Raw genomic sequence first — 24,164 nt, 5'->3', positions numbered from 1 at the left:
ACCACAACCGTCACCCGAGGCCCACCTCCGAACAAGGACCCCGCTTGAACGTCACCGCGCTCGTCTGGACCCTGACCATCACCGGCATCATCGGTCTGCTGCTGTTCGACTTCTTCTTCCACGTCCGCCAAGCACACGAGCCGACGCTGAAGGAATCCGCCACCTGGTCGGCTCTGTACGTCGGCGTCGCCCTGGTGTTCGGCGTCGGCCTCTGGTACTTCGCAGGCAGCGGCCACGGCGGCGACTACTTCGCGGGCTACATCACCGAGAAGGCGCTGAGCGTCGACAACCTGTTCGTGTTCATGGTGATCATGGCCAGCTTCAAGGTGCCACGGGCCTACCAGCAGAAGGTGTTGCTCGTCGGTATCGCAATCGCATTGGTGGCTCGTGCCGCCTTCGTCTTCGTCGGCGCTGCGATGATCAACACGTTCAGCTGGACGTTCTACTTCTTCGGCCTCGTCCTGTTGGTCACCGCCGGCCACATGCTCAAGCCTGAAGGCGAGCAGGAGCACTCCGCCGACAACATCGTCAGCCGGATCGCCAAGAAGTTCTTCAAGGCGTCCGATGAGTACGACGGCGACAAGTTGTTCACCCGGATCGACGGCAGGCGGGTCATGACCCCGATGCTGCTGGTGATGATCGTCATCGGCGGCACCGACATCCTGTTCGCGCTCGACGCGATCCCGGCGATCTACGGTCTGACCGAGGTGCCGTACATCGTGTTCACCGCGACGGCGTTCTCCCTGCTCGGTCTGCGGCAGCTGTACTTCCTGATCGACGAACTGCTCGACCGCCTGATCTACCTCAGCTACGGCCTGGCCGTCATCCTCGGCTTCATCGGCGTGAAGTTGCTCCTCCACGCCCTGCACAAGAACTCGCTCGGGTTCATCAACGACGGCAAGCCGGTGGACGTCATCGAACTCACCACACCGGTCTCGCTCGGCGTGATCGTCGGCGTCCTCGTGACCACCGTCGTCGCATCTCTGATCGCTTCGCGCAAGAAGGCCGAGAAGAAGGAGCTCAGCAAGGCCGGGCCCACGCAGTGATCAGCACGCAGTGATCAGGCGACCCGCTCGGTCGTGATCTGCAGCGCCGCGAGCCGGTCGAGGGTCGGGTCCCACATGCGGGTCAGGTGCTCCGCGATGTTGCTGTTGACGGCGTAGGTGAGCACGAGCTCGCACCCTTCGCCCTCGATGGGCAGCAGTCGTACCGACAGCGTGTCGAGGCCCTCCTGGACGAAGTCGGCACCGTCGACGCGCCAGGTCAGGTCGAAACCGTGCTGATCCCAGTGCAGGCAGGTGCCGGAGATCGTGACACCGGTGGACGCACTGGAGATGCGGTAGGCGTCACCGCGTCCGCGGCGCGGAAGGTCGTAGCTGACGCCGTCGATGTGGGGCCAGAACCACTCACTCATGACGCGGGGGTCAGCCCATGCAACGACGACATCGCTGACCGACATCCGCAGTCGCCGGTGGAAGATGTAGTCCTGGTTCACGCCACCAAGCTAGCCAGATCCGCCTTCTTTTTTGTATCGGACGAGCGTTCTGTAAAACGTCTTTACCTTCTCTATTGGATATCTTTACCTTCTTCAGTGGGTCGTCGAGCGCCCGCTTTGGACAGTCGTCCAGTCACGCGATGACGCGCAATTCTGGGGAGTCGCCATATCCAATTGGCCGATGAACCATTCGGTGCGTCAGACTCACGAGCATGTTGCACGTCGCCTTCTTCGAGCCGCAGATCCCGCCCAACACCGGAAACGCGATTCGCCTGTCTGCGTGCACGCCGGTGCATCTGCACCTGATCGAGCCGCTGGGCTTCTCGATGGAGTCGGCCCGGTTGCGTCGCGCCGGTCTGGACTATCACGACCTGGCGACCGTCACCGTCCATCCCGACTTGGATGCTTTCTGGTCGCATCTGCCCGGCGCTCGGGTTTTTGCCTACACCGGACGCGGCGACACCGTCTTCAGCTCGATCGCTTACGAGACCGGTGATGTGCTGCTGTTCGGACGAGAGGCCGACGGCCTGCCCGAGGAGGTCCTGTCGCACTCACGCATCACCGCGCAGGTGCGGGTGCCGATGATGCCGGGACGCCGATCCTTGAACCTCAGCAACACCGCGGCGATCGCTGTGTACGAGGCATGGCGGCAATGGGACTACGCACTGCCGAGCGCAACGGACGCGACCGTCTCGTAGCGCGGCCTGCCCGACTGGCCTTCCCGCAGGTGGGAGTGCACCAGTTCGACCTCCTCGACCAGCCACGGCGCGGACCGGAAGGTGTCGAGCACCTGCAGCCACTTGCGGGCGTCCAGTGATCGCTTCAGCCGTGCGATCGTGAGGTGACCGACGAAGCGCTGACCGTCCGGGGTCGCACCGGCGCTGTTGCACGCGTTGCGGACGCCGGCGGCGAGGCGACTCATGTCGGCAGCAGGTGCCAGCCACAGCACCTTGGCGGTGAACTCGTCCGGGAAGGCGCCCGCTCCGGCCAGTGACAGCTCGAAGGACTCGTGTTTGGCGGCAGTGCGTTCCAGCGCCTCGACCAGATCGTCGACCCTGTGCTGCGCCACCTGCGCAAGGAAGGCGAGCGTGAGGTGCCACTGCTCGGGGTCGATCCACGGCATGCCGTCGCGGGGCGCGAGAAACTCGCTGAGTTCTTCCTTGATCGGTTCCGGCGGCACCACCGCCACGAACATCCGCGCGCTCACGCCTGCTTGAAGAAATCGGGTGCAGTCATGCATTCGAGCCTAGGCGAAGAGCAGGGTGGAGCAATGACGATGCACGCGGACGATTACCAAGCCTGTCCAGCAAGGCCGGGTACGACATGTGGCCCGGGCCCTACGGCCAGGGCGGCGGCAGCCGGAAGTACCTGATCTCCTCACTCGACCAGTCGCTGAAGCGCATGGGCGTCGAGTACGGCGACATCTTCTACAGCCACCGGTTCGACGACACCACGCCGCTGGAAGAGACGATGGGCGCACTGGACTCGATCGTCCGGTCGGGCAAGGCGCTGGACGTCGGCATCTCCTCCTACAGCGGGCAGCGGACGCGTGGAGGGGTCAAGATCCTGCAGTCGATGGGGACGCCACTGCTGATCCGCATCGCCGGCAAGCGTGGCCAGACCCTCGCTCAGATGGCACTCTCGTGGGTGCTGCGCGACCCGCGGGTCACCGCGGCGCTGATCGGTGCGTCCAGCGTCCAGCAGTTGGAGGACAGCCTCGGGGCATCGACAAACTCGAGTTCACCAACAAGGAGCTGAGCGCGATCGACAAACACGCGGTCGATTCGGGCATCAACATCTGGAAGCGGTCCAGCGACAGCTGAACCACACCGGCTTGTGCCCGCGATTGCGTTCAAGGTCCGGCGCTTTCGGCGCATGCGGATTCGTTCCTCATCCGCGTGGCTCAACCAGCGGAGCGCGCGGATTCGCGTGGGCTCAGCGGGTCAGGCGGTCCAGGAACGCTCTGAGCAACACCCCGCTCAGGCGACGGTGGGTTCCGATCCGTCCGAGGAGACCATCGGCTTGCCCGCCTCGTGCCAGGCCTTCATGCCGCCCTCGAGGTTGGCGACATCGAGACCGAACTCGGCGAGCGAGGGCAACGTGCGCCGGACGCGTCCGCCGCCCTTGCAGGTGACGATCAGCTGGCGGTCGCCGGCGAGGTCGCGGATGTGGTCGAGGTTCTGGGACAACTCACCGAGCGGGATGTGGACGGCGTTGGGTGCGTGCCCGGCGTCCCACTCGTGCTGTTCACGGATGTCGAGGAACACCGCATCGTCGGGAAGGTCGGTGACAGGGACGTCCGGGAATCGGCTCATTCCTCGAGAGTAACCGTTGCCGCCGGGGACAGCCGTAATCACACCGTGATCACCATCGGCCCAACTGCGCGGATCGACCGAGCCTCCAGCGCAGTGATCAGGGTTCAGGTTCAAGGGTCGGGGGGCCGGCATGCACATCAATTCACCGGTCACTGGGCGACTATCGACCTGGCCGGCTTCCGCGCCTGAATCACCTCACTCGTACTGGTCGTCACTGCGGCGCAACAGGATTCGTGGCAGCACCACCCACAACGCGATGATCAGCAGGACGCAAAGCCCGGCCGCGATGTAGCCGGCTGTGCGGCCGATCACTACGTCGACGATCAATGCGGTCGCACACACCAGCGCGAGCCCGAGCATCATCAGGCCGGCCATCGTGAGCTTGTTCGCGGCCTTGACGAGTTCATCCTTCGCCCGGCGCCGGAACAGGATGCGGTGGATGACGACGGGGCTGATGATGCAGAACGTGGACGCCGTGATCAGCCCGACGATCGCGACGTAAAGATGGATCTGCTGCCCCTGCAGGATGTCGAACCGCGCCTGGAACGGGAGGGTCAGCAAGAAGGCGAACAGGATCTGGATGCCGGTCTGGGTGACACGCAGTTCCTGCAGCAGTTCGTTCCAGTTGCGATCGAGCCGCTCGCCGGGTGACTCGCCGCGCTCGTCGTCCCCCTGGTCGTAACTGACGTCCTGGTGCCCCATCCGTTCAACGTACTGGTCGCGAATCTGCCGGTGGGGGGTTTTCGGTCCGGCGACCCGCGACCCGCACGTCCGGCGTCGAGGGTGTCCGACCTTGAACGTCCGTCGCCGCCGAATACTTGCACCGTGAAAGAATCGCGCGATGGGACCCCTCTTGGATCGCATCGCCTCCGCACTTTCCGGTCGTCGGTCCTGGTGGGCCTTGATCCTGGCCGTTCTGCTGGCGGGCCTCGCCTTCGCGATGGGCGCTACCTCGAGTTCGAGTGCTCCGGTGTCGCTGCCCGCCGGCGCGGAGTCGGCCATGGTTCGCGAGACCCTGAAGAGCTTTCCCGGCGGTGAACTGTCCCAAGGCGTCGCCGTCGTGACCCGCGAGGACGGCGCCAAGCTGTCCCCCCAGGACCTCTCGGCGATCGGCCAGATGCGTGAGCGGATGCTCGCCGTCGACCGGGGGGACGCGGTCAAGAACGCACCATCCTCGGGCCCGCCGGTCGTGCCTTCGCCGGACGGCAAGGCCGCGATCGCCTTCGTCCCGTTCGACGGTTCGGTCACCGGTTTCCCCCTGGTCGACTCGGTCAAGGAGGTGCGTGAGGCCGCCAATTCCGGTCTGCCCCAGGCACTGAAGATGGAGTTCACCGGCGGCCCGGGCTTCGGCGCCGACACCGCCAACGCATTCGCCGGAGCTGACCTTCGGCTCATCCTGATCACCGCGCTCGTCGTCGCCGTGCTGCTGCTGATCACTTACCGTTCCCCGATCCTGTGGCTGGTGCCGCTGATCGTGGTTGCGCTCGCCGACCGGGTCGCATCCATCGTCTCCGGCCGTGTCGTCGAAGCGTTCGGACTGGTCAGCGACGGCTCGACGTCCGGCATCACCAGCGTCCTGGTGTTCGGAGCGGGCACGAACTACGCGTTGCTGCTCGTCTCGCGATACCGCGAGGAACTGCGTCACGAGACCGACCACCGAGTCGCCCTGCGCACCGCCGTCCGACATGCCGGTCCGGCGATCCTGGCCTCCAACCTCACCGTCGTGCTGGCCCTGGGTGCCTTGTTGTTCGCGATCCTGCCCAGCAACCGCGTCCTCGGTCTGAGCGCTGCCGTCGGCCTGTTGGTCGCACTGGTCTTCGTGATGCTGCTGTTGCCGCCGGCCCTCGCGCTGTGCGGACGCAAGCTGTTCTGGCCGTTCGTTCCGAAGCCGGGCGACCACAAGGACAAGAAGGAAGGCATCTGGCACCGCCTCGCCGACGGCGTCTCGAGCAAACCGTGGATCTACGGCGGAGCCGGTGTGCTCGTCCTGCTGATCTGCGCCGCCGGTCTGTTCGGGGTGAAGGTCGGCCTGTCGCAGACCGAGCAGTTCCGTGTCGCGGCCGAGTCCGCCGACGGGGTCGAGACGATGGCGAAGCACTACCCCGCCGGTGAGGCGAACCCCACCCGGATCGTTGCGAAAACCGCTGCAGCGCAGCAGGTTCAGCAGCGTGTTCAGGGCGTCGACGGAGTCCGCTCGGTGCGTCCGAGCGGTCGCTCCGAGGCGGGACTCTCCTCCTGGACGGTGGTGCTGGATGCGCCTCCCGGCACGGACGGAGCCACCGGCAGCGTCCGCGGGATCCGGGGTGCGCTGAAGGGTGTTCCGCAGGCCGAGGCGATGGTCGGCGGTCCGGACGCCGAAGCGCTCGACCAGTCGACCGGTGCCGAACGTGACCTGAAGCTGATCGTCCCGCTGATCCTGCTGGTCGTGTTCATCGTGCTGGTGGTGCTGCTGCGAGCGCTCGTGGCACCCGTCCTGCTGATGTTGTCGACGGTGCTCAGCGCTATCGCAGCGATCGGTCTCGGCAGCTGGATCAGCACCAATGTCGCGGGATTCCCGGCGCTGGACGACGGCGTCCCCTTGTTCGCTTTCCTGTTCCTGGTGGCACTCGGTGTCGACTACACGATCTTCCTGGTGATCCGTGCGCGCGAGGAGAACGCGAACCACGGCACCAGGGAGTCGATGGTGCGTGCCGTATCGGCGACCGGTGCGGTGATCACCAGTGCGGGCGTCGTGCTCGCAGCAGTGTTCGCGGTGCTCGGGGTGCTGCCACTCATCGTGCTCACCCAGCTCGGCATCGTGGTCGGCCTGGGCATCCTGCTCGACACCTTCCTGGTGCGCACGGTCGTGATCCCCGCGTTGTGGAGCATCGTCGGTCCGAAGGTGTGGTGGCCCTCGAAGCTGAGCTGAGCACCCGGACGGTTACGTCTCGGACGTACGTTCGTGAAACTTCTCTCGTTGTCGGCGCGTGCGCCTAAGGTCGGACACGTCGCGACCACTGTTCGTTTCACGGTCGCATCGCACATCCACGACACCCGGGGAATCCCATGCACAAGCTCATGTCCGTAGCCACCGCAGCCGCCTTCGCCATCGGTTTGGCCGCGCCGGCGGTGTCGGCCGAGGCCGCCACGTCCGCCCCGTCGTCGGTCCGGACCACCGACCTGCGCAGCGCGATCGAGGCCCACCTTGCCGCGTCCTCGCTGTCGCCGGCGCAGAAGACCCGGGCCCGTGCGATCGCTGCGAAGCTTCCCGCCGGCCTTACCCTGACGCCGCGTGGCGCTGCTGCGGCCGCCACCGACTCGGAGTGGAACACCGCGCGTAACGGCGCGATCGACCCGTCCCAGTACGAGTGTGCCGACACCCCGGTGAGCGGCTGGCTCGACGGTCAGCTCGCGAACGTGAACATGCCGAACTTGATCGCGCTCAACAGGCTCGGTGCGCTCGACATCCCGGCGTACCGCACGCTGATCTTCGGTCAGGCCAGCAAGGGCGACCGGTTCGGCTACAACGGCGAGTACACCAACGAGATGAACCGCACGATGCGCGACCTGCGCAGCTTCTGGGACATCAAGAGCGACGACATCTCGCTGATGCCGATGCACGGCGCGGCCTCGTTCACCGACCAGAAGCAGGTGTCGCTTACCGTGCAGTTGGCCTTCGGCGTCTCGCCCGCCACCGGCGACGCGATCGCCGCGCTCTACCCGATCCTGTTCGCCGCCGACCCGGCACTGAAGGGCGGCGACCACCCCATCTTCACCTTCAACGCGTTCGCGTACACCGAGGACGGTGCGCCTGCGAATGAGCAGCTCGGCATCTCCGACCGCATCGTGATGGGCGACGGCGTTTTCGCCGGCATGGCAGCGATCGGCCTGGGCCGCACCGCTCCCCGCTCGATCCTCGCGCACGAGTTCGGGCACCACGTGCAGTACGAGAACAACCTGTTCGACTCACCGCTGACCGGACCGGAGGCGACTCGTCGCACCGAGTTGATGGCCGACGGCTACGGCTCGTACTTCATGACCCACAAGAAGGGTCAAGCGCTGAACAAGCACCTCGTCGTGCAGGACGCTATGGCGTTCTACAACGTCGGCGACTGCCAGTTCACCTCCGACGGCCACCACGGCAGCCCGAACCAGCGTCTGCGCGCTGCGAACTGGGCGTCCGACCTCGCTCTGGCGACCAAGCCGCGGTCCAACGTGATGCCGTCGATGGACTTCGCGCGAGCATTCGACGCGAAGCTGCCGCAGTTCGTGGCCCCCGACGCCGGCTGACCTGGTCGTTCCACGCACGGTGCCCACGGACCTCGGTTCGTGGGCACCGCTGTCTGCACCGCGAATCCGCTTCATCCACAGCGTTGTTCACACCTGTGGATAAAACTACAACGATGTAATTTGTCCGGACTTCATCGCCATTACGGAACGGAGGCGGGCAGGATCGACGTCACTCCCCCGGTTCGGCACTGGTTCGCCGGACCCTCGGGGCAACGCAAAAGGCGTTGTCACACACAGAGATTCAGGCGAGATCATGAAGAAGATCGCCAAATTCGCACTGGCCGCAACGCTCGTCGGAGGCGTGGGGGCGCCAACCGCCGTCTTCGTCGCCGATCAAGCGTCCGCCGAATCGGCGTGAGTTTCTGCCCTTGGCCGTCCCTGGCGAAGGGCAGAGACTCACGCCGATTTGGTTTGGTCTCAGCTCACGCTGCGCAGGTACTTGCCGAAGTGCGGGACGGTGAACGCGACACGTCCGCGTTCGTTGGAGTAGACGAGCCCCTTCTTCAACAGCGCATCCCGTGCGGGAGATAGGGACTGGGGTTTGCGGCCGAGGACGTCGGCGACATCGGACGTGAGCACCGAGCCGACCTCGTCCTTCTCCGAATCGGGCAGCCGGCCGCCGGCCTCCGCCATCGCGCGTAGGTACTCCCGCTCCCCCGGCGTCGCACGTTCGTAGCGTGAACCGAAGAATCCGACAGCGAGGTCGGCCTCGGCCTGTGGGGCAGCGACGGCCACATCGGACGCAGTGATCGGCGACTTGGGGGCCAACTCCCACACCACCTGGCCGTACGCCTGGATGAAGTACGGGTAGCCGCCGGTCACCTCGTACATCGCATCGAGAGCGCCCTGCTCGAACTCGGCGTCCTCGTCCTGCGCCGGACCCTGGAGTGCACGGTCGGCCGCCTCGCGGGGAAGGCGATCGATCCGTGCGTAACGGAACAACCGCTCGGAGTAAGACTTGGACGCCGACAGCACGGCCGGCAGGTGCGGCAGGCCGGCGCCGACGACGATGACCGGCAGACCGGACTGGCTGATCTCGTGGCACGCCGCGCACAATGCAGAGACGTCCTCGGGGTGCAGGTCCTGCATCTCGTCGATGAAGATGCCAATACCGCGTCCCATGTCGGCAGCCAATCCGCCTGCGTCCGAGAGCAGTTCGACCAGATCGATCTCGATATCGCCGGAGTCGGCGCGCCCACTCACGGCCGGCGCGTCGATGCCCGGGCTCCACTTGTCCCGCAGCTTCGCGTTGGGTGCCGCGTCGCGCTGGGCGAAGGCCTTGATGACGCCCAGGACGTGGTCGACGTCTTCGCTCTGTGGGTGGCCGAGCTCGCGCACCGCCTGGTGCAGCGCACTCGAAATCGGTCGGCGCAGCCGTTGGTCGGGCCGAGCCTCGAACTTGCCGGTGCCCCACTTCGCCCGCACCGCCTCGGAGCGAAGTGCGTTGAGCAACACCGTTTTTCCGACACCGCGCAGTCCGGTGAGCACGATCGACCGCTCCGGACGACCGCGCGCGATGCGCTGGAGCACCACCTTGAACTGGTCGAGTTGCTCGTCACGACCGGCGAGCTCGGGCGGACGTTGGCCGGCGCCGGGCGCGTACGGGTTACGGATCGGGTCCATGCGAGGACTGTATGCGCATCTCTACCGGACACCCGATATTTCGCTAGCGAGTCCGATGGATCCACCAGAGGTGGTCGCAATCCCCCGATCAGGAAGTCTCATCAAATCTATTGCAGTTGCGATAGTCGCCTAGTCGACCTCATCACAGCACTGACGCGCAGTGACAAAGAGCATGTTTGTTCACCTGATGAATGTGACCCTTGACACATTTCCGAGAGTGCGCAACGGTCTGCCGCAGCCGGCACGCCCCCTGCTGCCGCCGACAAGGAGTGCTCCGATGTCCAAGCGCATGCTGTCCGTGAGCGCCGCCGTGGCCGCCACCCTCGCTCTCTCGATCACCCTTCCGCAGCAGGCCGAGGCCGCGTCCGACCCGGTCGGACCGACCCAGCTGTCTTTCCCCGCTGCCCTCGCATGGTCGGCCTTCTCCCCCAACGCCGTAGCACCCGGCATGAACGACTGGGACTGCAAGCCCAGCGCCGCACACCCGCGTCCGGTGGTGCTGGTGCACGGCACCTGGGCGAACCGCTACGCCTCGTTCGCGCTTCTGTCGCCCGAACTCAAGCGCGCCGGCTACTGCGTGTTCGGCCTCAACTACGGCGACGAGAACGACTCGATCGCCGGCAAACTGCCCGGCGTCTACGCAACTGCCGCGATCAAGCCGTCCGGCGCCGAGATCTCGCAGTTCGTCGACCAGGTGCTCGGCAGCACGGGTGCGGCGCAAGTCGACATGGTCGGCTGGTCGCAGGGTGGCATCGCGGCCCGCTCTTACCTGCAGTTCTACGGCGGCGCCAACGCCTCGAATCCCGCCGCCAACAAGGTGAAGAACCTCATCCAGTACGGCGCGACCAACCACGGCACCACCCTCAGTGGTCTGGCGACGCTCGCCGATCAGCTCGGGATCCTCAACCTCACGCCGGCCGCACTTGGCCAGGCCGCCGTCGACCAGACCATCGACTCGCCGTTCCAGCAGCAGCTCAACGCCAACGGCGACACCGTGCCCGGCGTCAACTACACGGTGATCGGCACGAAGTACGACGAGGTCAGCACGCCGTACACCCGCACCTTCCTCACCGCCGGACCTGGCGCGACGGTCAACAACATCACCCTGCAGGACGGCTGCGCGGTCGACCTCAGCGACCACCTGTCGATGATCTACTCGTGGCGCCTGATCGGCCTCACAAAGAAAGCGCTCAACCCGGCCGGCAACGTCTACGTGCCCTGCGTGCCGCGCCTGCCCGTCGTCTGACACCGCAATCCCGTCGCCGTCTCGCGCGGCGACGGGATTAGATGGTGCGGTGACCACGATCCACACCGCCCGCCTCACCCTGCGGCCGATCACCGACGCCGATGTCGCCGACGAACGGATCATCGGCTGGCACACCGACCCGGCCGGGTCCGAGCTCATGTCGGAGGCGCCGCGCACCCGTGACGACGCGGTCGAGGCACTGCAGACCTGGCGGGAGGGGTGGGACGCCGACGGCATCAGCTACTGGATCGCCGAGCACGAGGGCACGCCGGTCGGCATCGGCGGGGCGCGCGCGATGAACTACCAGAGCCACCCGCACCTCAACCTCTACTACCGGCTCGACCCGCAGTCGTGGCGCCGCGGCTTCGGCAGCGAGATTGCCTGTGCGGCAACGGCATACGCGCAGGAGTTCTACACCGACGGACCGGTCATCACCCGCATCGCACCGGCCAACGAGCCGTCACTGCGCATCGCCGAGCGCGCCGGAATGGAAGACCTCGGCCCGTTCCGGATGCCCCAAGACCCGGAGCACCTTCCCGACAACCTGCTCTTCGAGTCGCCCACCGCGCGGCTCGGCATCGGCGAGGCCTACGACGAGGTGCTCGACCTGTGGTGCCGGGTGAACGCGGACGGTGGTGCGGTCGGCTGGGAGGGTGCCGCACCCCGCGACGAGGTGGCGACGGTGCTCGACCGCCACCTGTCCGCCGAAGCAAGCACCCTTCTGCGCCTGCACGCGCCGAACGAGGAGACCTGGAACGACCCGTCCCAGGTCGGCCCGCTGCTCGGGTTCGGCTTCATCCAGCGCGCGACGTGGTTCTCGACCGCGCACCGCGCCACCCTCTACCGCGTGATGACGGACCCGCAGGAGCGCGGGCGCAATCTCGGACGCATCCTGATGGGCGCCCTGCACGGGCAGGCACGCCGGGACGGCGTCGAGACCTGCGAGATCAGCTACCGCGGGGGCACCGGACTGGAGAAGTTCTACGAACAACTGGGCTACGTCGAGACCGGGCGCCTGCCGGGAGGTCTGCGGTTCAGCTGGGGCGAGGTCGACGACGTGGCGATGGCTCGACGCCTCTGATCGGGTCTTATCTGCCTATCTAGCAACTCAACTAGAGGCCGCTAGCGGAAGACATCACGTGCCTCCTTGGTCAAGCGTCCATGGTGGCAGTGGCCGAGCGAATGCGGGAGGGGCTTCGGCGAATCCGTCAGTCGAGCCGGGTGACCTCGAACCGCCCCGTCGGGTGGGCGATGAGTTCCTGAGCGCCGACGATCTGGATCTCACGCGTGGCCGCGGTGTGGGTGGTCTCCATGACGCCGAACACGGAGTCGGCGGTCGCGGCGAGCGCCTGCTCGGCGGGTTCGGTGAGCAGGTGCGCCAGGAAGATCGCAGTGGTCGCGTCACCGGCACCGACCACGTACATCGGCAGCAACGGGGTGGTGACGATCCAGGCGCCGTCCCCGTTGACGACGGCCAGCTGGACGGAGTCGGCCGGGGTCTCGTCGGTCTGCACCGAGGTGACCAGCACGGTCTCCGGTCCGCGATCACGGATGGAGCGCGCGGCGTCCAGCAGTTCGGCGACGGAGTGGATCTCGCGCTCACCGGTGAGGTACTGCAACTCCCACTGGTTCGGGGTGATCACGTCGGCGGCCGGCACGACCTTGTCACGCATGAACTCGGGGATCCCCGGACGCACGAAGAACCCGCGTCCGACGTCGCCCATGACCGGGTCGGCGCAGTAGATCGCCTTCGGGTTCGCCGCCTTCACCCGTGCGACGGCGTCCAGAATCACGGTGCCGATCGGGTCGGCGCCCATGTAGCCCGACAACACGGCGTCGCATTCGGGCAGGACGCCGCGCTCCTCGATGCCGGTGATCACGTCACGCACGGTCTCGGGTTCGAAGACCGGTCCCCGCCACTCGCCGTAACCGGTGTGGTTGGAGAAGTGCACGGTGTAGACCGGCCAGACCTCGTGCCCCAGGCGCTGCAACGGGAAGACGGCGGAGGAGTTACCGGCGTAGCCGTAGGCGACCGAGCTCTGGATCGACAGGATCTTCATTCCCGCGATGCTAGTACGGCCGTGCCGTACACCTGTGCTGCAGTTCGTCGGTGCGCAGGCGCCACACCCGTGCAATCCCGGACCCAGGATTCTGGGCCGCGCCGAACTGCAGCACGGGTGTACGACGATCCCTACGCTGGTCACCATGAGCGAAGAACTGCAGCCGAAGGACATCGCCGACGACGCGATCATTCTCGACGTCCGCGAGCAGGACGAATGGGACGCGGGCCACGCCCCCAACTCGGTACACATTCCGCTCGGGGAGATTCCGGAGCGCCTGGGTGACCTGCCCGAGGGCGAGCCGCTGCCCGTGGTCTGCCGTTCGGGCAACCGGTCGAGCCGCGCCGTTCAGTGGCTGGAGGCGCAGGGCTTCGAGGTCGCGAACGTCGCCGGCGGGATGAAGCAGTGGGAGTTCGACGGCAAGCCCGTCGTCACCCAGCACAACGTGGAACCCACCGTCATCTGACACACAGACCTTCACCGAGTGGCCGGGCTGTGAATTGGTGGCCGGGCTATAGCCCGGACGCTGATTCATAGCCCGGCCACTCGGCGTAGGTGAGCATCAGTTGAGGATCACTTGAGCAGGCGGGACATGCGCCGGTCGGCGAGCGTCTTGCCGCCGGTCTGGCAGGTCGCGCAGTACTGCATCGAGCGGTCCGCGAAGGACACCTCGCGCACCACGTCGCCGCACTCCGGGCACTTCTCGCCGGCGCGTCCGTGCACCCGCATCCCGGAGCGCTTGGCGTCCTTGAGTTCGGCGGCGGGCTTGCCTGCGGAGGCTTCGATCGCGCCGTTGAGGGTATCCCGCATCGCATTGTAGAGCCGCGAAACCGCTTCAGGATCAAGGGAATCCGCCTTCGCGTACGGCGACAGTTTCGCGACGTGCAGCACCTCGTCCGAGTAGGCGTTGCCGACGCCGGCGATCACCGACTGGTCGCGCAGCACGCCCTTGATCTGCCCCTTCTTTGCGGCGAGCAACTGCGCGAACACCTCGAGCGTGAACTCCTCGGACAACGCGTCCGGCCCGAGGGAGGCGATCTGCGGCACCTCGGTGGTGGGGTCCTTGACGATGTACGCGGCCAGACGCTTCTGCGTGCCCTGCTCGGTCAGGTCGAACGCCGAGCCGTCCTCGAACGAGACTCGCAGCGCCACCGGGGACTTGCCGCCCGGACGTAGCCGGGTGGCCGGTGCCTTCTCATACCAACGCAACCAGCCCGCGCGGGACAGGTGGAAGACGAGGTGGATGCCGTCGACGTCGAGGTCGATCCACTTGCCGAACCGTCGCACGTCGGTGACGAAAAGTCCGCAGAGTGCCTGCGGCGCAGGCGAATAGGTCTTGAGCACGCTGAACGAGGCGAGCTCGACGTCGGCCACCGCGACGCCTTCGACCCGCGAGCGCAGGAAGCGCACGAGGGACTCGACCTCGGGCAACTCAGGCATGGGAGACGCCGGTGTCGAGGGTGCGCAGGCAGGAGAGTTCCTGGAAGAGGGCGTACCCGTCGCCGCCCTCGACCTTGAAGGTCGGCGACGCGCGTCCGTCGTCACGCGACAGTGGGTGACCGTGCGACAGCATCTGCTGGGTGACGGTCAACTGTCGGATCGCGATCGCCCGGACGTTGTCGGGCATCTCGGCGGCGAACTCGTCGTAGATCTCCGGATCGTGCTGCCCGTCGTCGCCCACCAGCAGCCACTGGATGTTCGGGAATTCGACTGCCAGTCGGCGCAATTGGGAACGCTTGTGTTCGCGTCCGCTGCGGAAGACGGCGGTCTCGGTGGCACCCCAGTCGGTCATCAGCAACGCGCCGGTCGGGAACCCGTGGCGTTGCAGGAAGCGATTGATGATGGGCTGGGTGTTCCAGGCTCCGGTCGACAGGTACAACATCGGCGATCCGGGATTGTGCGCGAGCAGCGACCGATACAGCGCCGACATCCCGGGCACGACTCGGCGGGCCGTCTCCGGCAGCACGAACGTGTTGTACGCGGCGAGCATCGGACGCGGGAGCGAGGTGACGACGCAGGTGTCGTCGATGTCGCTGATGATCCCGAACCGGATGTCGTCGCCGATCACCTGCACCGGGGCAGTGCTCTCGACCGTTCCGCAGCGCACCCGGGCGTGGTGCCAACCCGGCTCGAGTCCGTGGCCCTGCAGAGTGATGTCGAAGTAGCCACCGCGATCGGAGTGGGTGTCCACGACCGCATCTCCGAGTCGCACCTGTACCGGCTGCCGGGATTGCGGGGCGGCCATGAAGACCCGGATGCCGCGCCGCACACTGGCGTACATCGGGTCGATCGGTTGGTCGGCGGCGTCGACGCGTGAGAGCACGATGCGTCCCATGACCCGCGCCTGGGTGCTGCTGGCATAGCCGGAATAGGCCAACACGCGCGTGACGAATCCACGTCGCGACAGCAACGTGCCCAGCACACTGTTGAACGCGTCCTCGGCGCGGGCGGCGGGGTGCATCGAACCCATGGGCAACACCCTAGGCGAACCGTCCCGCCTAGTCTGGACGCGTGGTGAACGGCAAGCGAGCGCGTCCGACCCGGCGCACCTTCGTGGCCGCGGCCGTCGCCACCACCGCCGGCGTCGGCGGCCTGCTCGGCTACCAGGCCTGGCCCCGCCGCGAGTACCCCCGCCACGTGCCGCTGTACTCCGCAACCGTTGCCAAAGGGCCTGCGCCGCAAGGCGATCCGGTGCCCGGCGAAGACCGCACGCTCGTCCAGTCCGGGGAAGTGAGCCTGTTGATCCGGGACAGCCGAGTCCTGCAGACGGCACCGGACGCGTCCGCCCTGCTCACCAGCGAGAACATCATGCTCGCTGCCGCTCCGCAGTGGTCGCGCACCGGTGATTTCAAGGAGTTCGCGCGCTCGGCGTTGCAGGACGTGTTCGTGCTCTCCGACGGTCTGCCGAGTCCGGTCGCCGCGTGGACGCCGTACTGGCGGTTCAGCTGGCCTCGCGACAGCGCATTCGTCGCGGTGGCTCAGGCGATGACCGGTCAGCCCGACGCCGCCGTGCGAGTCATCCGCTTCCTGCGGTCGGCGCAATCGGACGACGGCTGGTTCGAGGCTCGATACGCGCCCGGCACCTCACGCAGCCCCGACCGCCGGGCACGGCAGTTGGACGGTTCGGGATGGGCACTGTGGGCGGCCGACCAGGTACGAGCGCGTCTGCCGGCAGACCGGGCTCGCGTCGAGGTCGCGTCCTGGAGATCGCTGATCGTGCGCAGCACCGACCGGATCATCGCCGCGACGAACACCTCGTCCGGGTTGCCGCCGGCGACCCCGGACTACTGGGAGGTGGCCGAACGGTCACCGACTCTGGCCACGTGCGCGGTGCTCGCCGCCGGCCTCGAAGCGTCGGTGCGTCTGCTGACCGCACTCGGCGACACTGCGCGAGCCGAGCGAGCCAGTCGTGCGCTGACTCGGTTGGACGCGACGATCATGAGCGCCTACGGCCGGTACGGCTACCCGCGCCACCCCGGACGCAGCGACCCGGACATCGGCGCTGCCTTCCTGCTTCCACCCTTCCGGGAAGCGGTGAACGAGCATGCGCTGCAAGGCCTGGTTTCACTGTTGCCCCGGCTGAAACGACCGGCCGGCGGGTTGGCACCGGGTTCGAGTTGGCACCGCGACGGGATCAGCTGGACGCCTGAAACCGCGACTGTCGCAGCTGTTCTGGGTGCATCTGGTCAGACGCATCGGGCCAGCGACATGGTGCAGTGGCTCGGTGAACATCGCACGATCGCTGGTTCGTACCCGGAGAAGGTGCTGGAGACGGGCGAGCCTGCCGCGGTGGCGCCGCTCGCTTGGACCGGGGCTGCGGTGCTGCTCGCGATCCAGGGGCTCGAGGGTTGACTTCCCACTTCCCGGCGAACAGCCCAGGGACGACGAAAGCGCGACAGTCGCGCGTTACGCCCTGGTGCACGTCCGAACCGCGGCGTAACGGACGACTGTCGCGCCTTCATGTCATGGGTGAAACCAAAACGAACTCAGATGAACGACGGAACCGCGGTCCACGCCTCGCCGGGCTCGCCGGCACCGTCGCGGAGGACGGTCGCTTCGATGAGGCCGTACGGGCGGTCGGCGGCAATGAAGACCTCGCCGTTGTTCTCAAGGCCGAACCGGTCGAGGTCGTAGAGGAAGTGGTGCTTGTTGGGCGCGGAGAACTTGATCTCGTCGATCTCAGGGTGCGCCTCGAGCACGTCGCGGCCCATCGCGTAGAGGGTCTCCTGCAGCGCGCGGCTGTACGTGGTCGCGAACGCGGCCAGGCAGAGCTTCTTGACGTCATCGTAGACCTCGTCGAAGTTCACGCCGTCGATCGTGTTGAAGCGCCAGCGCGCGGTGAGGCTGGTCGCCATGATGCGGTCGTCGGCCTCCTCGAGCGTCGTGTACTTGTCCTTGAGGAAGCCCTTGAACTCCGAGCCGGTCGACTTCAGGACGATGAGGTCCTCCAGGCCGGAGACGACCCACACCTTCTGGTCGGCGTCGCGACCTTCGACCGTGATGATCGCGGTGCGGGTCTCGGTGCCGCGGCGCACGAACGAGTGGTCGTGACCCTGGCCGTCGACCTGGATGCGGTCCCAGGCGTACTCCTCGATGCGGATCTGCGATCCGGTCGCCTTCGCAGCGGCGGTCAGGAAGTGCTTGCCGAGCGCGACGCCGTAGGCCTCCGGCGACTCGATGCCGACCTCCTTGGCGAACGCGAAGGACGTGTTCTTCTGGGTGTCGGTCGGCAGGACGTCGCCCTGGTTGCCCTCGAGGTGGGCGGCGGTGAAGTCGCCACGCAGCGAGGTCGAGACATTGAGGTCACGGATCGAGTGACGGTCGGTGTCGCGGTAGACCCGCATCACACGGTTCTCCGCCTTGCCGTACTGGTTGCTTCCGAGCGAGATCGCCATCGGTTCTGCTCCTTGGTAGGGGCGCCCTCCGCGGCCAGGACACCCAAAGACTCGGTTCTGAGGTGCATTTCGCAATACGAAATTTGAATACCGACTGATGGAACCGTAGGGACGCACATCACACCCTGTCAAGGGTGGAGTCCACGCCTCGATGACAGATGTCACGATGCCTCGCCCGGCGGTCGTCATAACGGCCGGTTCGCCATACTACGGGCGTCTTCAAGGGAGGTGGTCGTCATCGCGACCGGTTGTCAGGGACGCTCGGACGCGATCTGTCGCAACAACTCGTTCGCCCGCACCAGCACTTCGCGATCCTGCTCGGACAGTCCGGCGAGTACCGGAGTGATCGTCGCCGACCGCGCCCGCCGCGCTTCGTCGAGCACCCGGCGTCCGGCGTCCGTCAGCGAGATCAGGCTCGCGCGGGCGTCGTCCTCGTCGCTCGCACGGACCAACAACCCTTGTTGCTCAAGCCTTTTCACCTGAGCGGTCATCGTCGGCTGACTGCAGTGGTCGGCCGCGGCGAGCTCACCCACCCGGGCGTTGTCGTGCGCCTCGACCAAGCTCAACAGACGTGCCTGACCGGTCGGGATCGGCAACTCCGAATGCTTGGTCGCCCAGCGGTTGAGTTTGGCCACCGCCGACAACAACTGAGCACCGAGGTCGTCCGCGGGTATGTCGCTCATCGCTCAGCCCTCTGAGGAATCCCGCAGTTCACGCTTCAGGATCTTGCCGGTCGCTCCCTTGGGCAGCTCGCCGATGAACCGCACCTCGCGCGGGTACTTGTAGGCGGCCAGGCGCTCCTTGGCGAAGTCCTGGATCTCCTGCTCGGTCAGCTGCGAGTCGCCGGTACGGACGACGTAGGCGATCACTTCCTCGCCGTAGTGCTCGTGCGGGACGCCGATGACGGCGGCCTCGGCGACGTCCGGGTGCTCGTACAGCACTTCCTCGACCTCGCGCGGGTACACGTTGTACCCGCCGCGGATGATCATGTCCTTGCTGCGGTCGACGATGAAGAAGTAACCGTCGTCGTCCATCTGCGCCAGGTCGCCGGAGAAGAACCAGCCGTCGCGGATCGCCTCGGCAGTGGCGTCCGGACGCTTCCAGTAGCCCTTCATCAACAGGTGGCCACGGATCGCGATCTCGCCGATCTCGCCCTTGGCGGTGTCCGAACCGTCCGGCTCGGCCAGGCGCATCTCGACGCCCTCGAGCGGGGTGCCGATCGAGCCGGCCTTGCGCTCGGCGTTCGGGTGGTTGAACGACGCGACGGGCGAGGTCTCGGACAGGCCGTAACCCTCGAGCACGACGCAGCCGAACTTCTGCTCGAACTTCTTCATCACCTCGACCGGCATCGCCGATCCGCCGCTGGCGCAGACCCGCAGCTTGGGGAAGTTGACCTCCCGGTCGGCGGTCGCAGCCAGCAACGCCTGGTACATCGTCGGCACGCCCTGGAAGATCGTGACGCCGGCCTTGTCGAGCATCTCCAGCACCGCGCCGGGCTCGAAACGAGGGACCATGGCCAGCGTCGCGCCGGTGGCGACGGAGGTGTTGAGGCCACAGGTCAGGCCGAAGACGTGGAACAAGGGCAGGCAGCCGGCGATCACGTCGTCCTCGGTGATCGCCATCAGCGTGCGGGCGACGACCTCCTGGTTCTTGTTCAGCGAGAAGTGGGTCAGCTCGGCGCCCTTCGGACGACCGGTGGTGCCGGAGGTGTAGAGGATGACGGCGGTGTCGCTGTCGTCGCGGTCGACGAACTCGGTGCTCGGCTCGTACTGCTTGATCGACTCACCGATGCCGGCGGGCAACGGCACCTCGATGAACGGGACACCGGCCTCCTCGGCCCCTGCGGCGGCGTCGCCCGGCATGCCGAACATCAGCTTGGCGCCGGAGTCGGACAGGTAGTACTCCACCTCGCGCGGACGGAACAGCGGGTTCATCGGGATGACCACGGCGCCGGCCTGGAGCGCACCGTAGAGGATGACCGGGAAGTCGAAGACGTTCGGCAGCGAAATGGCAACCCGATCGCCCGGCTGGATCCCCTTGTCCTTCAACAGGTTCGCCACGCGTCCGGCCGCGTCGGCCAGCTGGGCGTAGGTCATCGAGTGCTCGCCCATCCGCAGTGCGACGTTGTCGGGGTGCTGGGCGGCGGTGTTCTGCAGATTGCAGGCGAGATTGGTCATGAGCCGAGATTAGTTGGCGTTCCCGGCGTTCGGGTCGGTGCGGCCGAAAACGACCACGACTTCACGATGGTGCGGCCCTTCAGAGCCAGGAGACGTGCGACTTCAGCAGCGCGTAACCCACGAACGCGACGATGTCGAGGATCGTGTGCGCGATGACCAGGGGCATCACCCGCTTGGTGCGGCGGTAGACGAGCCCGAACACCAGCCCCATGACGACGTTTCCGACGAACCCGCCGAAGCCCTGATAAAGGTGGTAGGTGCCCCGGATCAGCGCCGACACGACGAGCACCTGGATCCACGACCAGCCGGCTTGCGTCCAGCGGGTGAAGAGGTAGCCGATCATGATGACCTCTTCGAGCAGTCCGTTCTGCAGTGCTGCCAGCACCAGCACAGGGATCGCCCACCAGTGCTCGCCAAGACCCGACGCGGCGAGTGTCGTATTGAGTCCGAAAGCTCGAGCCGCGAGGTACAGCAGCAGACCCGGAATGCCGATCACCGCAGCAAGGGCTGCGCCGAGCGCGAGATCGGGTCCTTTGCGTCTCCCGTCGAGCCCCAGCCACGTTGTCGCAGAGGACATTTCACGGTTGAGCAGATGGATCACCAGGAGCACCGGCACGATTGCGAGACCGACGCCGACGAGTTGGTAGACCAGGTCGAGCCATGACGCGCTCGCCTGGCTGCGGTTCATCGTGGTCGTCTGCTTGTTGAGCGCGACGTCGGTCGACAGGCTGCGCATGATCGACAGCACTGAGTAGATCGCCGACGCGCCGAGACTCAGGAGCAGGACGAGGACGGTCTCGTGCACGAGCGCGCGACGACGCAGTGGCGTCACCGGCACGTCGTAGGCAGGCAGGCGCATCAGCGCTGGTCGGTGCCCGTGGGGGTGTCCGGTGCGATCTCGGACGTGCCGCCGGATGCGGTGCCGGATTTCGGTTCGGACCCCCGCGCCGCCGCGTCACGCAACGGGACCGACGGCTCGACCGGGAACACCTGCCCAGGCCCCCACTCCTCGACCTCGACGTCTTCGACTTCGTAGCGCCGACGCCGGCGAGCACCGCTGCCAGCCGCAGCCGCACTGCCAGCGGGGGCCGCAGGGCTCGCCTGGTCGGCGATCGCGGCGCGATGGCGGGTACGTTCGCCGACCGGTTCGTCCGGCGTCGGCGCGTCGGCCCGGTTCCGGCGAGTGGCCCTGGACGCACGGGGAGTTTGCGGGCGCGACGAACCGCCGATCGTCGCGTAGAGCGTGATCGCGAACCCGAGAAGCGTGCTGATCAGCACCCACAACCAGATGTGCGGGAACAGCCAGGTCATGCGCCGTCTCCCGCTTCGCCGGCGGGGGCGCCGTCGGCCGCGGACGACCCGTCGACCTGCGATTCGCCGGCACCCGGCGCCGCGACCTGCGCCTCATGTGGGAACAACATCACCGCGACCAACCAGGCCGCGAGCGCACCGACCGCGAACCCGACGAGGCACCAAGCGATGGTCTGGATCGTCAACCAGGTCACTGCGCGCTCCCCTGCACCACGACCGTGCGCACTCCGGACATCTTTGCCAAGGCGTCGCGTGCCCGGGTGGTGTCGGCGCCGTCGGCGGTGCGCAGCGTCGCGTCGCGTCCGTCGAACCTCACCGTGGCGTCGCTCGCTCCGACTCCCTGCAGCACCTGCTGGGCGCGTTCGGTGAGGTCGTCCTGGATCGCGCCCTTGCTCGCCTGGGCTCCGACGAACCCGAAGATCAACGGGATGCCGCACAACGCGGCGATCCACCACGGCGCCGGGGTGCGGCGCACGCGCGCGCCGGTTGTCGATGTCACTTCGTGCTGCTCCTGTTCGGATCGGGCCGTCCTGAACCTACCCGGTGAACCAGCGTCCGGACGGTCGCCGGCGCCGGTGCCGGCCGCCTGCCCGCGCCGTCCGCAGGGTTGGAGGCCCGCACTACATTGTGCGGGTGAGCACCCTGTGGCGTGGCGAGAAGATCTGGACCGGAACCGAATTCGTCACCGGCGTGTTGGTCGAGGCTGGGCGCGTGGTCGCGACCGGCGACGCCGAATCCCTTGCCGCACAGACTGTTTCGCAGATCGAGACATTGCCGGGTGCGCTCGTGGTGCCGGGTCTGCACGACGCGCACATCCATGCCGCGTCGCTGGCGCGGGTGCGCACCGAGGTCGACGTGCGTGGCTGTGCCGACGAGTTCGAAGCGGCCGAGCGGGTGGCGCGCTTTCTCGCGGCGAATCCGGGCACCGGTCTGGTGTGGGGCGGCGCGTGGGACGCGAACCAGTGGGGCGGTCGGCAGCCCCACCGGCGCACCCTCGATGTCGTGACGGGGCCGCGTCCGGTGGTGTTGGCGAGCGCCGACTACCACTCGCTGTGGGCGAATTCCGCCGCGTTGCGGCTGGTGGGTTACGGCCCGGAGACCACCGACCCGGCCGGCGGACGCCTCGAACGCGACGCCGACGGTGAGCTCACCGGGGTGCTGCGAGAGACGGCCTGCACCGCCTTTGACGACCTGCCGATCGACGACGCCGACGCCCTGCCCGGGCTGATGGCGCAGACGATCGACGACCTGCTCGCGGTGGGGCTGACCGGCATCACCGAGATCGATCACGAGGACGCCCATGTGGCGCTGCGCGCGCTGCACGAGCAAGGTGCCCTGAAGATGCGGGTCAGCAAGGCGATTCGACACGAAGACCTCCCGCTGGCGATGCAGCAGGGGCGCCGCACCGGCGAGGGCGACGACTGGATCCGGGTGGGGCCGCTGAAGCTGTTCGCCGACGGCGCGCTCGGTTCGCACACCTGCCACATGACCGAGGCGTTCGCCGGTGAGGACGGGCACGACGGCGGGCATGGCGTGCCGACGCTCACCCAGGAGCAGCTGAAGGTCTACACCGAGCTCGCGGTGCGGGCCGGCATCGCGGTGGCGACCCACGCGATCGGTGACCGTGCGGCGACCGAGGTGCTTGACGCGTACGAGCACGTGCTCGGGGCGACCGGCTCAGACCTTCGGCTGCGCATCGAACACGCCCAGCACCTGCGCCGGGCCGATCTGGCCCGAATGGCGCGGCTGGGTGTGGTCGGCTCGATGCAGCCGGTGCACTGCACCACCGACTTCGAGCTCGTGGATGCGTTGCTCGACGGCCACGACATCGTGTCGTACGGCTGGCGGTCGGCGCTCGACGCCGGGGTGCCGCTGGCGTTCGGGTCGGACGCCCCCGTCGAAGACCCGAATCCGTTCGTTGCCCTGCACGCGGCGGTCACCCGACAGCGCGTCGACGGCACTCCCGCCGGCGGCTGGCAGCCGCACGAGCGGGTGAGCATGATCGAGGCGCTGGCCGCCCACTCGCGCGGGGCCGCCTACGCAGCCGGTTGGGACGACGTGGGCACGCTCACCCCCGGCATGCTCGCCGACTTCGTCGCGGTCGACACCGATCTCATCGCGACGCCCGAGCGCGCACACGAAGCGCGGGCGCTGACGACGGTCGTCGGCGGCCAGGTGCGGTTCAGCGGCTGAGCGCAGCGGCCGCGGGGTCGAGTTCGGTGGTGTGCACGCTGCCGTTGTCGATCGTGAGGCGCCAGTCGAGTTGCCGGTGAGTGCGGCCGGCGAGCACCGCGAGGGCCATCCGCAGCGTGTCGCCGTGGGTGACCAGCACGAGGTGTTCGATGGGCGCCGTCGCCAGTTCGGCCATCAGCGCGCTCAGCCGGCGGTGCACGTCGAGCAGGCTCTCGCCCCCGCCCCAGCGCACCTCCTCGACCGGCACGCCTTCAGGTGCGGGTTGCGCGGTCAGTTCGCGGGCGAGCCGCCCTTCCATCTCCCCCAGGGCCTGCTCCCGCAGCCGCACATCGGTGCGCACCGGCAGGTCGAGCGCGGCGCCGATGATCTGGGCCGTCTGCTGCGCGCGCACCAGGTCGCTGCTGAGCATCTGCGCCGACTGCGCGCCGATCGCTGCGCGCAGCGTTCGGGCTGCCGCGAGCGCCTGGGTGCGGCCGAGTTCGGTGAGCGGCGGGTGCGGCGTCTGCCCTTGAATGCGCCCCTGCTCGTTCCACGTCGACCGGCCGTGGCGGACGAGGTGGACGGAGGGCATGAGGCCGAT

At 67.3% G+C, this 24,164-nt stretch carries 24 protein-coding genes and 2 pseudogenes; 10 read left to right on the top strand and 16 right to left on the bottom strand.

What is annotated here, in order from left to right:
• Positions 1 to 44: 44 nt before the first annotated feature.
• A pseudogene (locus FB459_RS02535) lies at positions 45 to 1,010 on the top strand (TerC family protein); the annotation flags it as partial.
• Between the two features lie 50 nt (positions 1,011 to 1,060).
• Here FB459_RS02535 and FB459_RS02530 read toward each other — a convergent pair.
• A complete protein-coding gene (locus FB459_RS02530; RefSeq protein ID WP_141927353.1) occupies positions 1,061 to 1,495 on the bottom strand; it encodes an SRPBCC family protein in 435 nt (144 codons plus the stop codon).
• A gap of 212 nt (positions 1,496 to 1,707) precedes the next feature.
• Between FB459_RS02530 and FB459_RS02525 the strand changes: the two genes are divergently transcribed.
• Positions 1,708 to 2,193: a tRNA (cytidine(34)-2'-O)-methyltransferase gene (locus tag FB459_RS02525; protein ID WP_129624449.1), complete on the top strand. Its 486-nt coding sequence runs from the start codon at positions 1,708 to 1,710 to the stop codon at positions 2,191 to 2,193.
• Here the strand turns inward: FB459_RS02525 and thpR are convergent.
• A complete protein-coding gene (gene thpR / locus FB459_RS02520) occupies positions 2,154 to 2,702 on the bottom strand; it encodes an RNA 2',3'-cyclic phosphodiesterase (RefSeq protein WP_141927352.1) in 549 nt (182 codons plus the stop codon). The genes FB459_RS02525 and thpR overlap by 40 nt on opposite strands.
• A gap of 92 nt (positions 2,703 to 2,794) precedes the next feature.
• Between thpR and FB459_RS02515 the strand changes: the two are divergent.
• Positions 2,795 to 3,318: pseudogene (locus FB459_RS02515) on the top strand (aldo/keto reductase); the annotation flags it as partial.
• Positions 3,319 to 3,474: 156 nt separating this feature from the next.
• Here the strand turns inward: FB459_RS02515 and FB459_RS02510 are convergent.
• Positions 3,475 to 3,810: a rhodanese-like domain-containing protein gene (locus tag FB459_RS02510; RefSeq protein WP_129624452.1), complete on the bottom strand. Its 336-nt coding sequence runs from the start codon at positions 3,808 to 3,810 to the stop codon at positions 3,475 to 3,477.
• 195 nt (positions 3,811 to 4,005) lie between these two features.
• Positions 4,006 to 4,512, bottom strand: a complete 507-nt coding sequence (locus FB459_RS02505) for a DUF6328 family protein (RefSeq protein WP_141927351.1) — start codon at positions 4,510 to 4,512, stop codon at positions 4,006 to 4,008.
• Positions 4,513 to 4,651: 139 nt separating this feature from the next.
• On the opposite strand from FB459_RS02505, the gene FB459_RS02500 reads away from it, so the two are divergent.
• Complete coding sequence (locus tag FB459_RS02500) at positions 4,652 to 6,718, top strand: MMPL family transporter (protein WP_141927350.1); 2,067 nt, start codon at positions 4,652 to 4,654, stop codon at positions 6,716 to 6,718.
• 149 nt (positions 6,719 to 6,867) lie between these two features.
• Positions 6,868 to 8,079 (top strand): hypothetical protein, encoded by a 1,212-nt coding sequence (locus FB459_RS02495; protein ID WP_141927349.1) that lies wholly within the window; start codon positions 6,868 to 6,870, stop codon positions 8,077 to 8,079.
• 417 nt (positions 8,080 to 8,496) lie between these two features.
• On the opposite strand, the gene FB459_RS02490 is transcribed toward FB459_RS02495, so the two are convergent.
• Positions 8,497 to 9,702, bottom strand: a complete 1,206-nt coding sequence (locus tag FB459_RS02490; protein WP_129624457.1) for an ATP-binding protein — start codon at positions 9,700 to 9,702, stop codon at positions 8,497 to 8,499.
• Positions 9,703 to 9,979: 277 nt separating this feature from the next.
• Between FB459_RS02490 and FB459_RS02485 the strand changes: the two genes are divergently transcribed.
• Positions 9,980 to 10,948: an esterase/lipase family protein gene (locus tag FB459_RS02485; protein ID WP_141927348.1), complete on the top strand. Its 969-nt coding sequence runs from the start codon at positions 9,980 to 9,982 to the stop codon at positions 10,946 to 10,948.
• A 49-nt stretch (positions 10,949 to 10,997) separates the two neighbouring features.
• Complete coding sequence (locus FB459_RS02480; RefSeq protein WP_141927347.1) at positions 10,998 to 12,029, top strand: GNAT family N-acetyltransferase; 1,032 nt, start codon at positions 10,998 to 11,000, stop codon at positions 12,027 to 12,029.
• Between the two features lie 127 nt (positions 12,030 to 12,156).
• Here FB459_RS02480 and pdxY read toward each other — a convergent pair whose 3' ends face one another.
• Positions 12,157 to 13,008 carry a pyridoxal kinase PdxY gene (gene pdxY / locus FB459_RS02475; protein ID WP_129624460.1) on the bottom strand — a complete coding sequence of 284 codons (852 nt, stop codon included), beginning with the start codon at positions 13,006 to 13,008 and terminating at the stop codon, positions 12,157 to 12,159.
• 145 nt (positions 13,009 to 13,153) lie between these two features.
• On the opposite strand from pdxY, the gene FB459_RS02470 reads away from it, so the two are divergent.
• Positions 13,154 to 13,474: a rhodanese-like domain-containing protein gene (locus FB459_RS02470; RefSeq protein ID WP_141927346.1), complete on the top strand. Its 321-nt coding sequence runs from the start codon at positions 13,154 to 13,156 to the stop codon at positions 13,472 to 13,474.
• 107 nt (positions 13,475 to 13,581) lie between these two features.
• Here FB459_RS02470 and FB459_RS02465 read toward each other — a convergent pair whose 3' ends face one another.
• Together FB459_RS02465 and FB459_RS02460 are read right to left on the bottom strand one after the other, a co-directional pair.
• Complete coding sequence (locus FB459_RS02465; RefSeq protein WP_141927345.1) at positions 13,582 to 14,448, bottom strand: Fpg/Nei family DNA glycosylase; 867 nt, start codon at positions 14,446 to 14,448, stop codon at positions 13,582 to 13,584.
• Positions 14,441 to 15,478 (bottom strand): App1 family protein phosphatidate phosphatase, encoded by a 1,038-nt coding sequence (locus FB459_RS02460; protein ID WP_141927344.1) that lies wholly within the window; start codon positions 15,476 to 15,478, stop codon positions 14,441 to 14,443. The genes FB459_RS02465 and FB459_RS02460 overlap by 8 nt, the downstream gene beginning before the upstream one ends.
• A 41-nt stretch (positions 15,479 to 15,519) precedes the next feature.
• On the opposite strand from FB459_RS02460, the gene FB459_RS02455 reads away from it, so the two are divergent.
• Complete coding sequence (locus tag FB459_RS02455) at positions 15,520 to 16,860, top strand: glycoside hydrolase family 15 protein (protein WP_141927343.1); 1,341 nt, start codon at positions 15,520 to 15,522, stop codon at positions 16,858 to 16,860.
• Positions 16,861 to 16,994: 134 nt separating this feature from the next.
• On the opposite strand, the gene pucL is transcribed toward FB459_RS02455, so the two are convergent.
• From pucL to FB459_RS17085, 7 genes are all read right to left on the bottom strand, one after another.
• Entirely contained in the window at positions 16,995 to 17,903 is a 909-nt protein-coding gene (gene pucL / locus FB459_RS02450) for a factor-independent urate hydroxylase (RefSeq protein ID WP_141927342.1), read from the bottom strand.
• A 251-nt stretch (positions 17,904 to 18,154) separates the two neighbouring features.
• The gene (locus tag FB459_RS02445; protein WP_141927341.1) at positions 18,155 to 18,586 is read right to left on the bottom strand and encodes a MarR family winged helix-turn-helix transcriptional regulator; all 432 of its coding nucleotides are present in this window, start codon (positions 18,584 to 18,586) and stop codon (positions 18,155 to 18,157) included.
• Positions 18,587 to 18,589: 3 nt separating this feature from the next.
• A complete protein-coding gene (locus FB459_RS02440; RefSeq protein WP_141927340.1) occupies positions 18,590 to 20,080 on the bottom strand; it encodes a long-chain-fatty-acid--CoA ligase in 1,491 nt (496 codons plus the stop codon).
• Positions 20,081 to 20,159: 79 nt separating this feature from the next.
• Complete coding sequence (locus tag FB459_RS02435) at positions 20,160 to 20,939, bottom strand: CPBP family intramembrane glutamic endopeptidase (RefSeq protein WP_129624468.1); 780 nt, start codon at positions 20,937 to 20,939, stop codon at positions 20,160 to 20,162.
• On the bottom strand, positions 20,939 to 21,391 hold the full coding sequence (locus tag FB459_RS02430) for a hypothetical protein (protein WP_141927339.1): 453 nt from the start codon (positions 21,389 to 21,391) through the stop codon (positions 20,939 to 20,941). The genes FB459_RS02435 and FB459_RS02430 overlap by 1 nt, the downstream gene beginning before the upstream one ends.
• On the bottom strand, positions 21,388 to 21,585 hold the full coding sequence (locus FB459_RS17090) for a hypothetical protein (RefSeq protein WP_170221656.1): 198 nt from the start codon (positions 21,583 to 21,585) through the stop codon (positions 21,388 to 21,390). Before FB459_RS17090 ends, FB459_RS02430 begins: the two co-directional genes overlap by 4 nt.
• Positions 21,582 to 21,890, bottom strand: coding sequence for a hypothetical protein (locus tag FB459_RS17085; protein WP_168990119.1), 309 nt, complete (start codon positions 21,888 to 21,890; stop codon positions 21,582 to 21,584). The genes FB459_RS17090 and FB459_RS17085 overlap by 4 nt, the downstream gene beginning before the upstream one ends.
• Positions 21,891 to 22,024: 134 nt before the next feature.
• Here FB459_RS17085 and FB459_RS02420 point away from each other — a divergent pair, with 134 nt between their 5' ends.
• Complete coding sequence (locus tag FB459_RS02420; protein ID WP_168990120.1) at positions 22,025 to 23,584, top strand: amidohydrolase; 1,560 nt, start codon at positions 22,025 to 22,027, stop codon at positions 23,582 to 23,584.
• Here FB459_RS02420 and FB459_RS02415 read toward each other — a convergent pair.
• Positions 23,574 to 24,155 carry a histidine phosphatase family protein gene (locus FB459_RS02415; protein WP_129624472.1) on the bottom strand — a complete coding sequence of 194 codons (582 nt, stop codon included), beginning with the start codon at positions 24,153 to 24,155 and terminating at the stop codon, positions 23,574 to 23,576. The genes FB459_RS02420 and FB459_RS02415 overlap by 11 nt on opposite strands.
• Positions 24,156 to 24,164 lie beyond the last annotated feature (9 nt).

Source organism: Yimella lutea, from assembly GCF_006715095.1.
Lineage (GTDB): Bacteria > Actinomycetota > Actinomycetes > Actinomycetales > Dermatophilaceae > Yimella > Yimella lutea.
This window is presented reverse-complemented; position numbering and strand designations above follow the sequence as displayed.

Coding starts and splice junctions, on each gene's coding strand:
- FB459_RS02525 (WP_129624449.1), top strand. CDS start 1,708: ATGTTGCACGTCGCCTTCTTCGAGCCGCAGATCCCGCCCAACACCGGA.
- FB459_RS02510 (WP_129624452.1), bottom strand. CDS start 3,810: ATGAGCCGATTCCCGGACGTCCCTGTCACCGACCTTCCCGACGATGCG.
- FB459_RS02505 (WP_141927351.1), bottom strand. CDS start 4,512: ATGGGGCACCAGGACGTCAGTTACGACCAGGGGGACGACGAGCGCGGC.
- FB459_RS02500 (WP_141927350.1), top strand. CDS start 4,652: ATGGGACCCCTCTTGGATCGCATCGCCTCCGCACTTTCCGGTCGTCGG.
- FB459_RS02495 (WP_141927349.1), top strand. CDS start 6,868: ATGTCCGTAGCCACCGCAGCCGCCTTCGCCATCGGTTTGGCCGCGCCG.
- FB459_RS02490 (WP_129624457.1), bottom strand. CDS start 9,702: ATGGACCCGATCCGTAACCCGTACGCGCCCGGCGCCGGCCAACGTCCG.
- FB459_RS02485 (WP_141927348.1), top strand. CDS start 9,980: ATGTCCAAGCGCATGCTGTCCGTGAGCGCCGCCGTGGCCGCCACCCTC.
- pdxY (WP_129624460.1), bottom strand. CDS start 13,008: ATGAAGATCCTGTCGATCCAGAGCTCGGTCGCCTACGGCTACGCCGGT.
- FB459_RS02470 (WP_141927346.1), top strand. CDS start 13,154: ATGAGCGAAGAACTGCAGCCGAAGGACATCGCCGACGACGCGATCATT.
- FB459_RS02465 (WP_141927345.1), bottom strand. CDS start 14,448: ATGCCTGAGTTGCCCGAGGTCGAGTCCCTCGTGCGCTTCCTGCGCTCG.
- FB459_RS02460 (WP_141927344.1), bottom strand. CDS start 15,478: ATGGGTTCGATGCACCCCGCCGCCCGCGCCGAGGACGCGTTCAACAGT.
- pucL (WP_141927342.1), bottom strand. CDS start 17,903: ATGGCGATCTCGCTCGGAAGCAACCAGTACGGCAAGGCGGAGAACCGT.
- FB459_RS02445 (WP_141927341.1), bottom strand. CDS start 18,586: ATGAGCGACATACCCGCGGACGACCTCGGTGCTCAGTTGTTGTCGGCG.
- FB459_RS02440 (WP_141927340.1), bottom strand. CDS start 20,080: ATGACCAATCTCGCCTGCAATCTGCAGAACACCGCCGCCCAGCACCCC.
- FB459_RS02435 (WP_129624468.1), bottom strand. CDS start 20,939: ATGCGCCTGCCTGCCTACGACGTGCCGGTGACGCCACTGCGTCGTCGC.
- FB459_RS02430 (WP_141927339.1), bottom strand. CDS start 21,391: ATGACCTGGCTGTTCCCGCACATCTGGTTGTGGGTGCTGATCAGCACG.
- FB459_RS02415 (WP_129624472.1), bottom strand. CDS start 24,155: ATGCCCTCCGTCCACCTCGTCCGCCACGGCCGGTCGACGTGGAACGAG.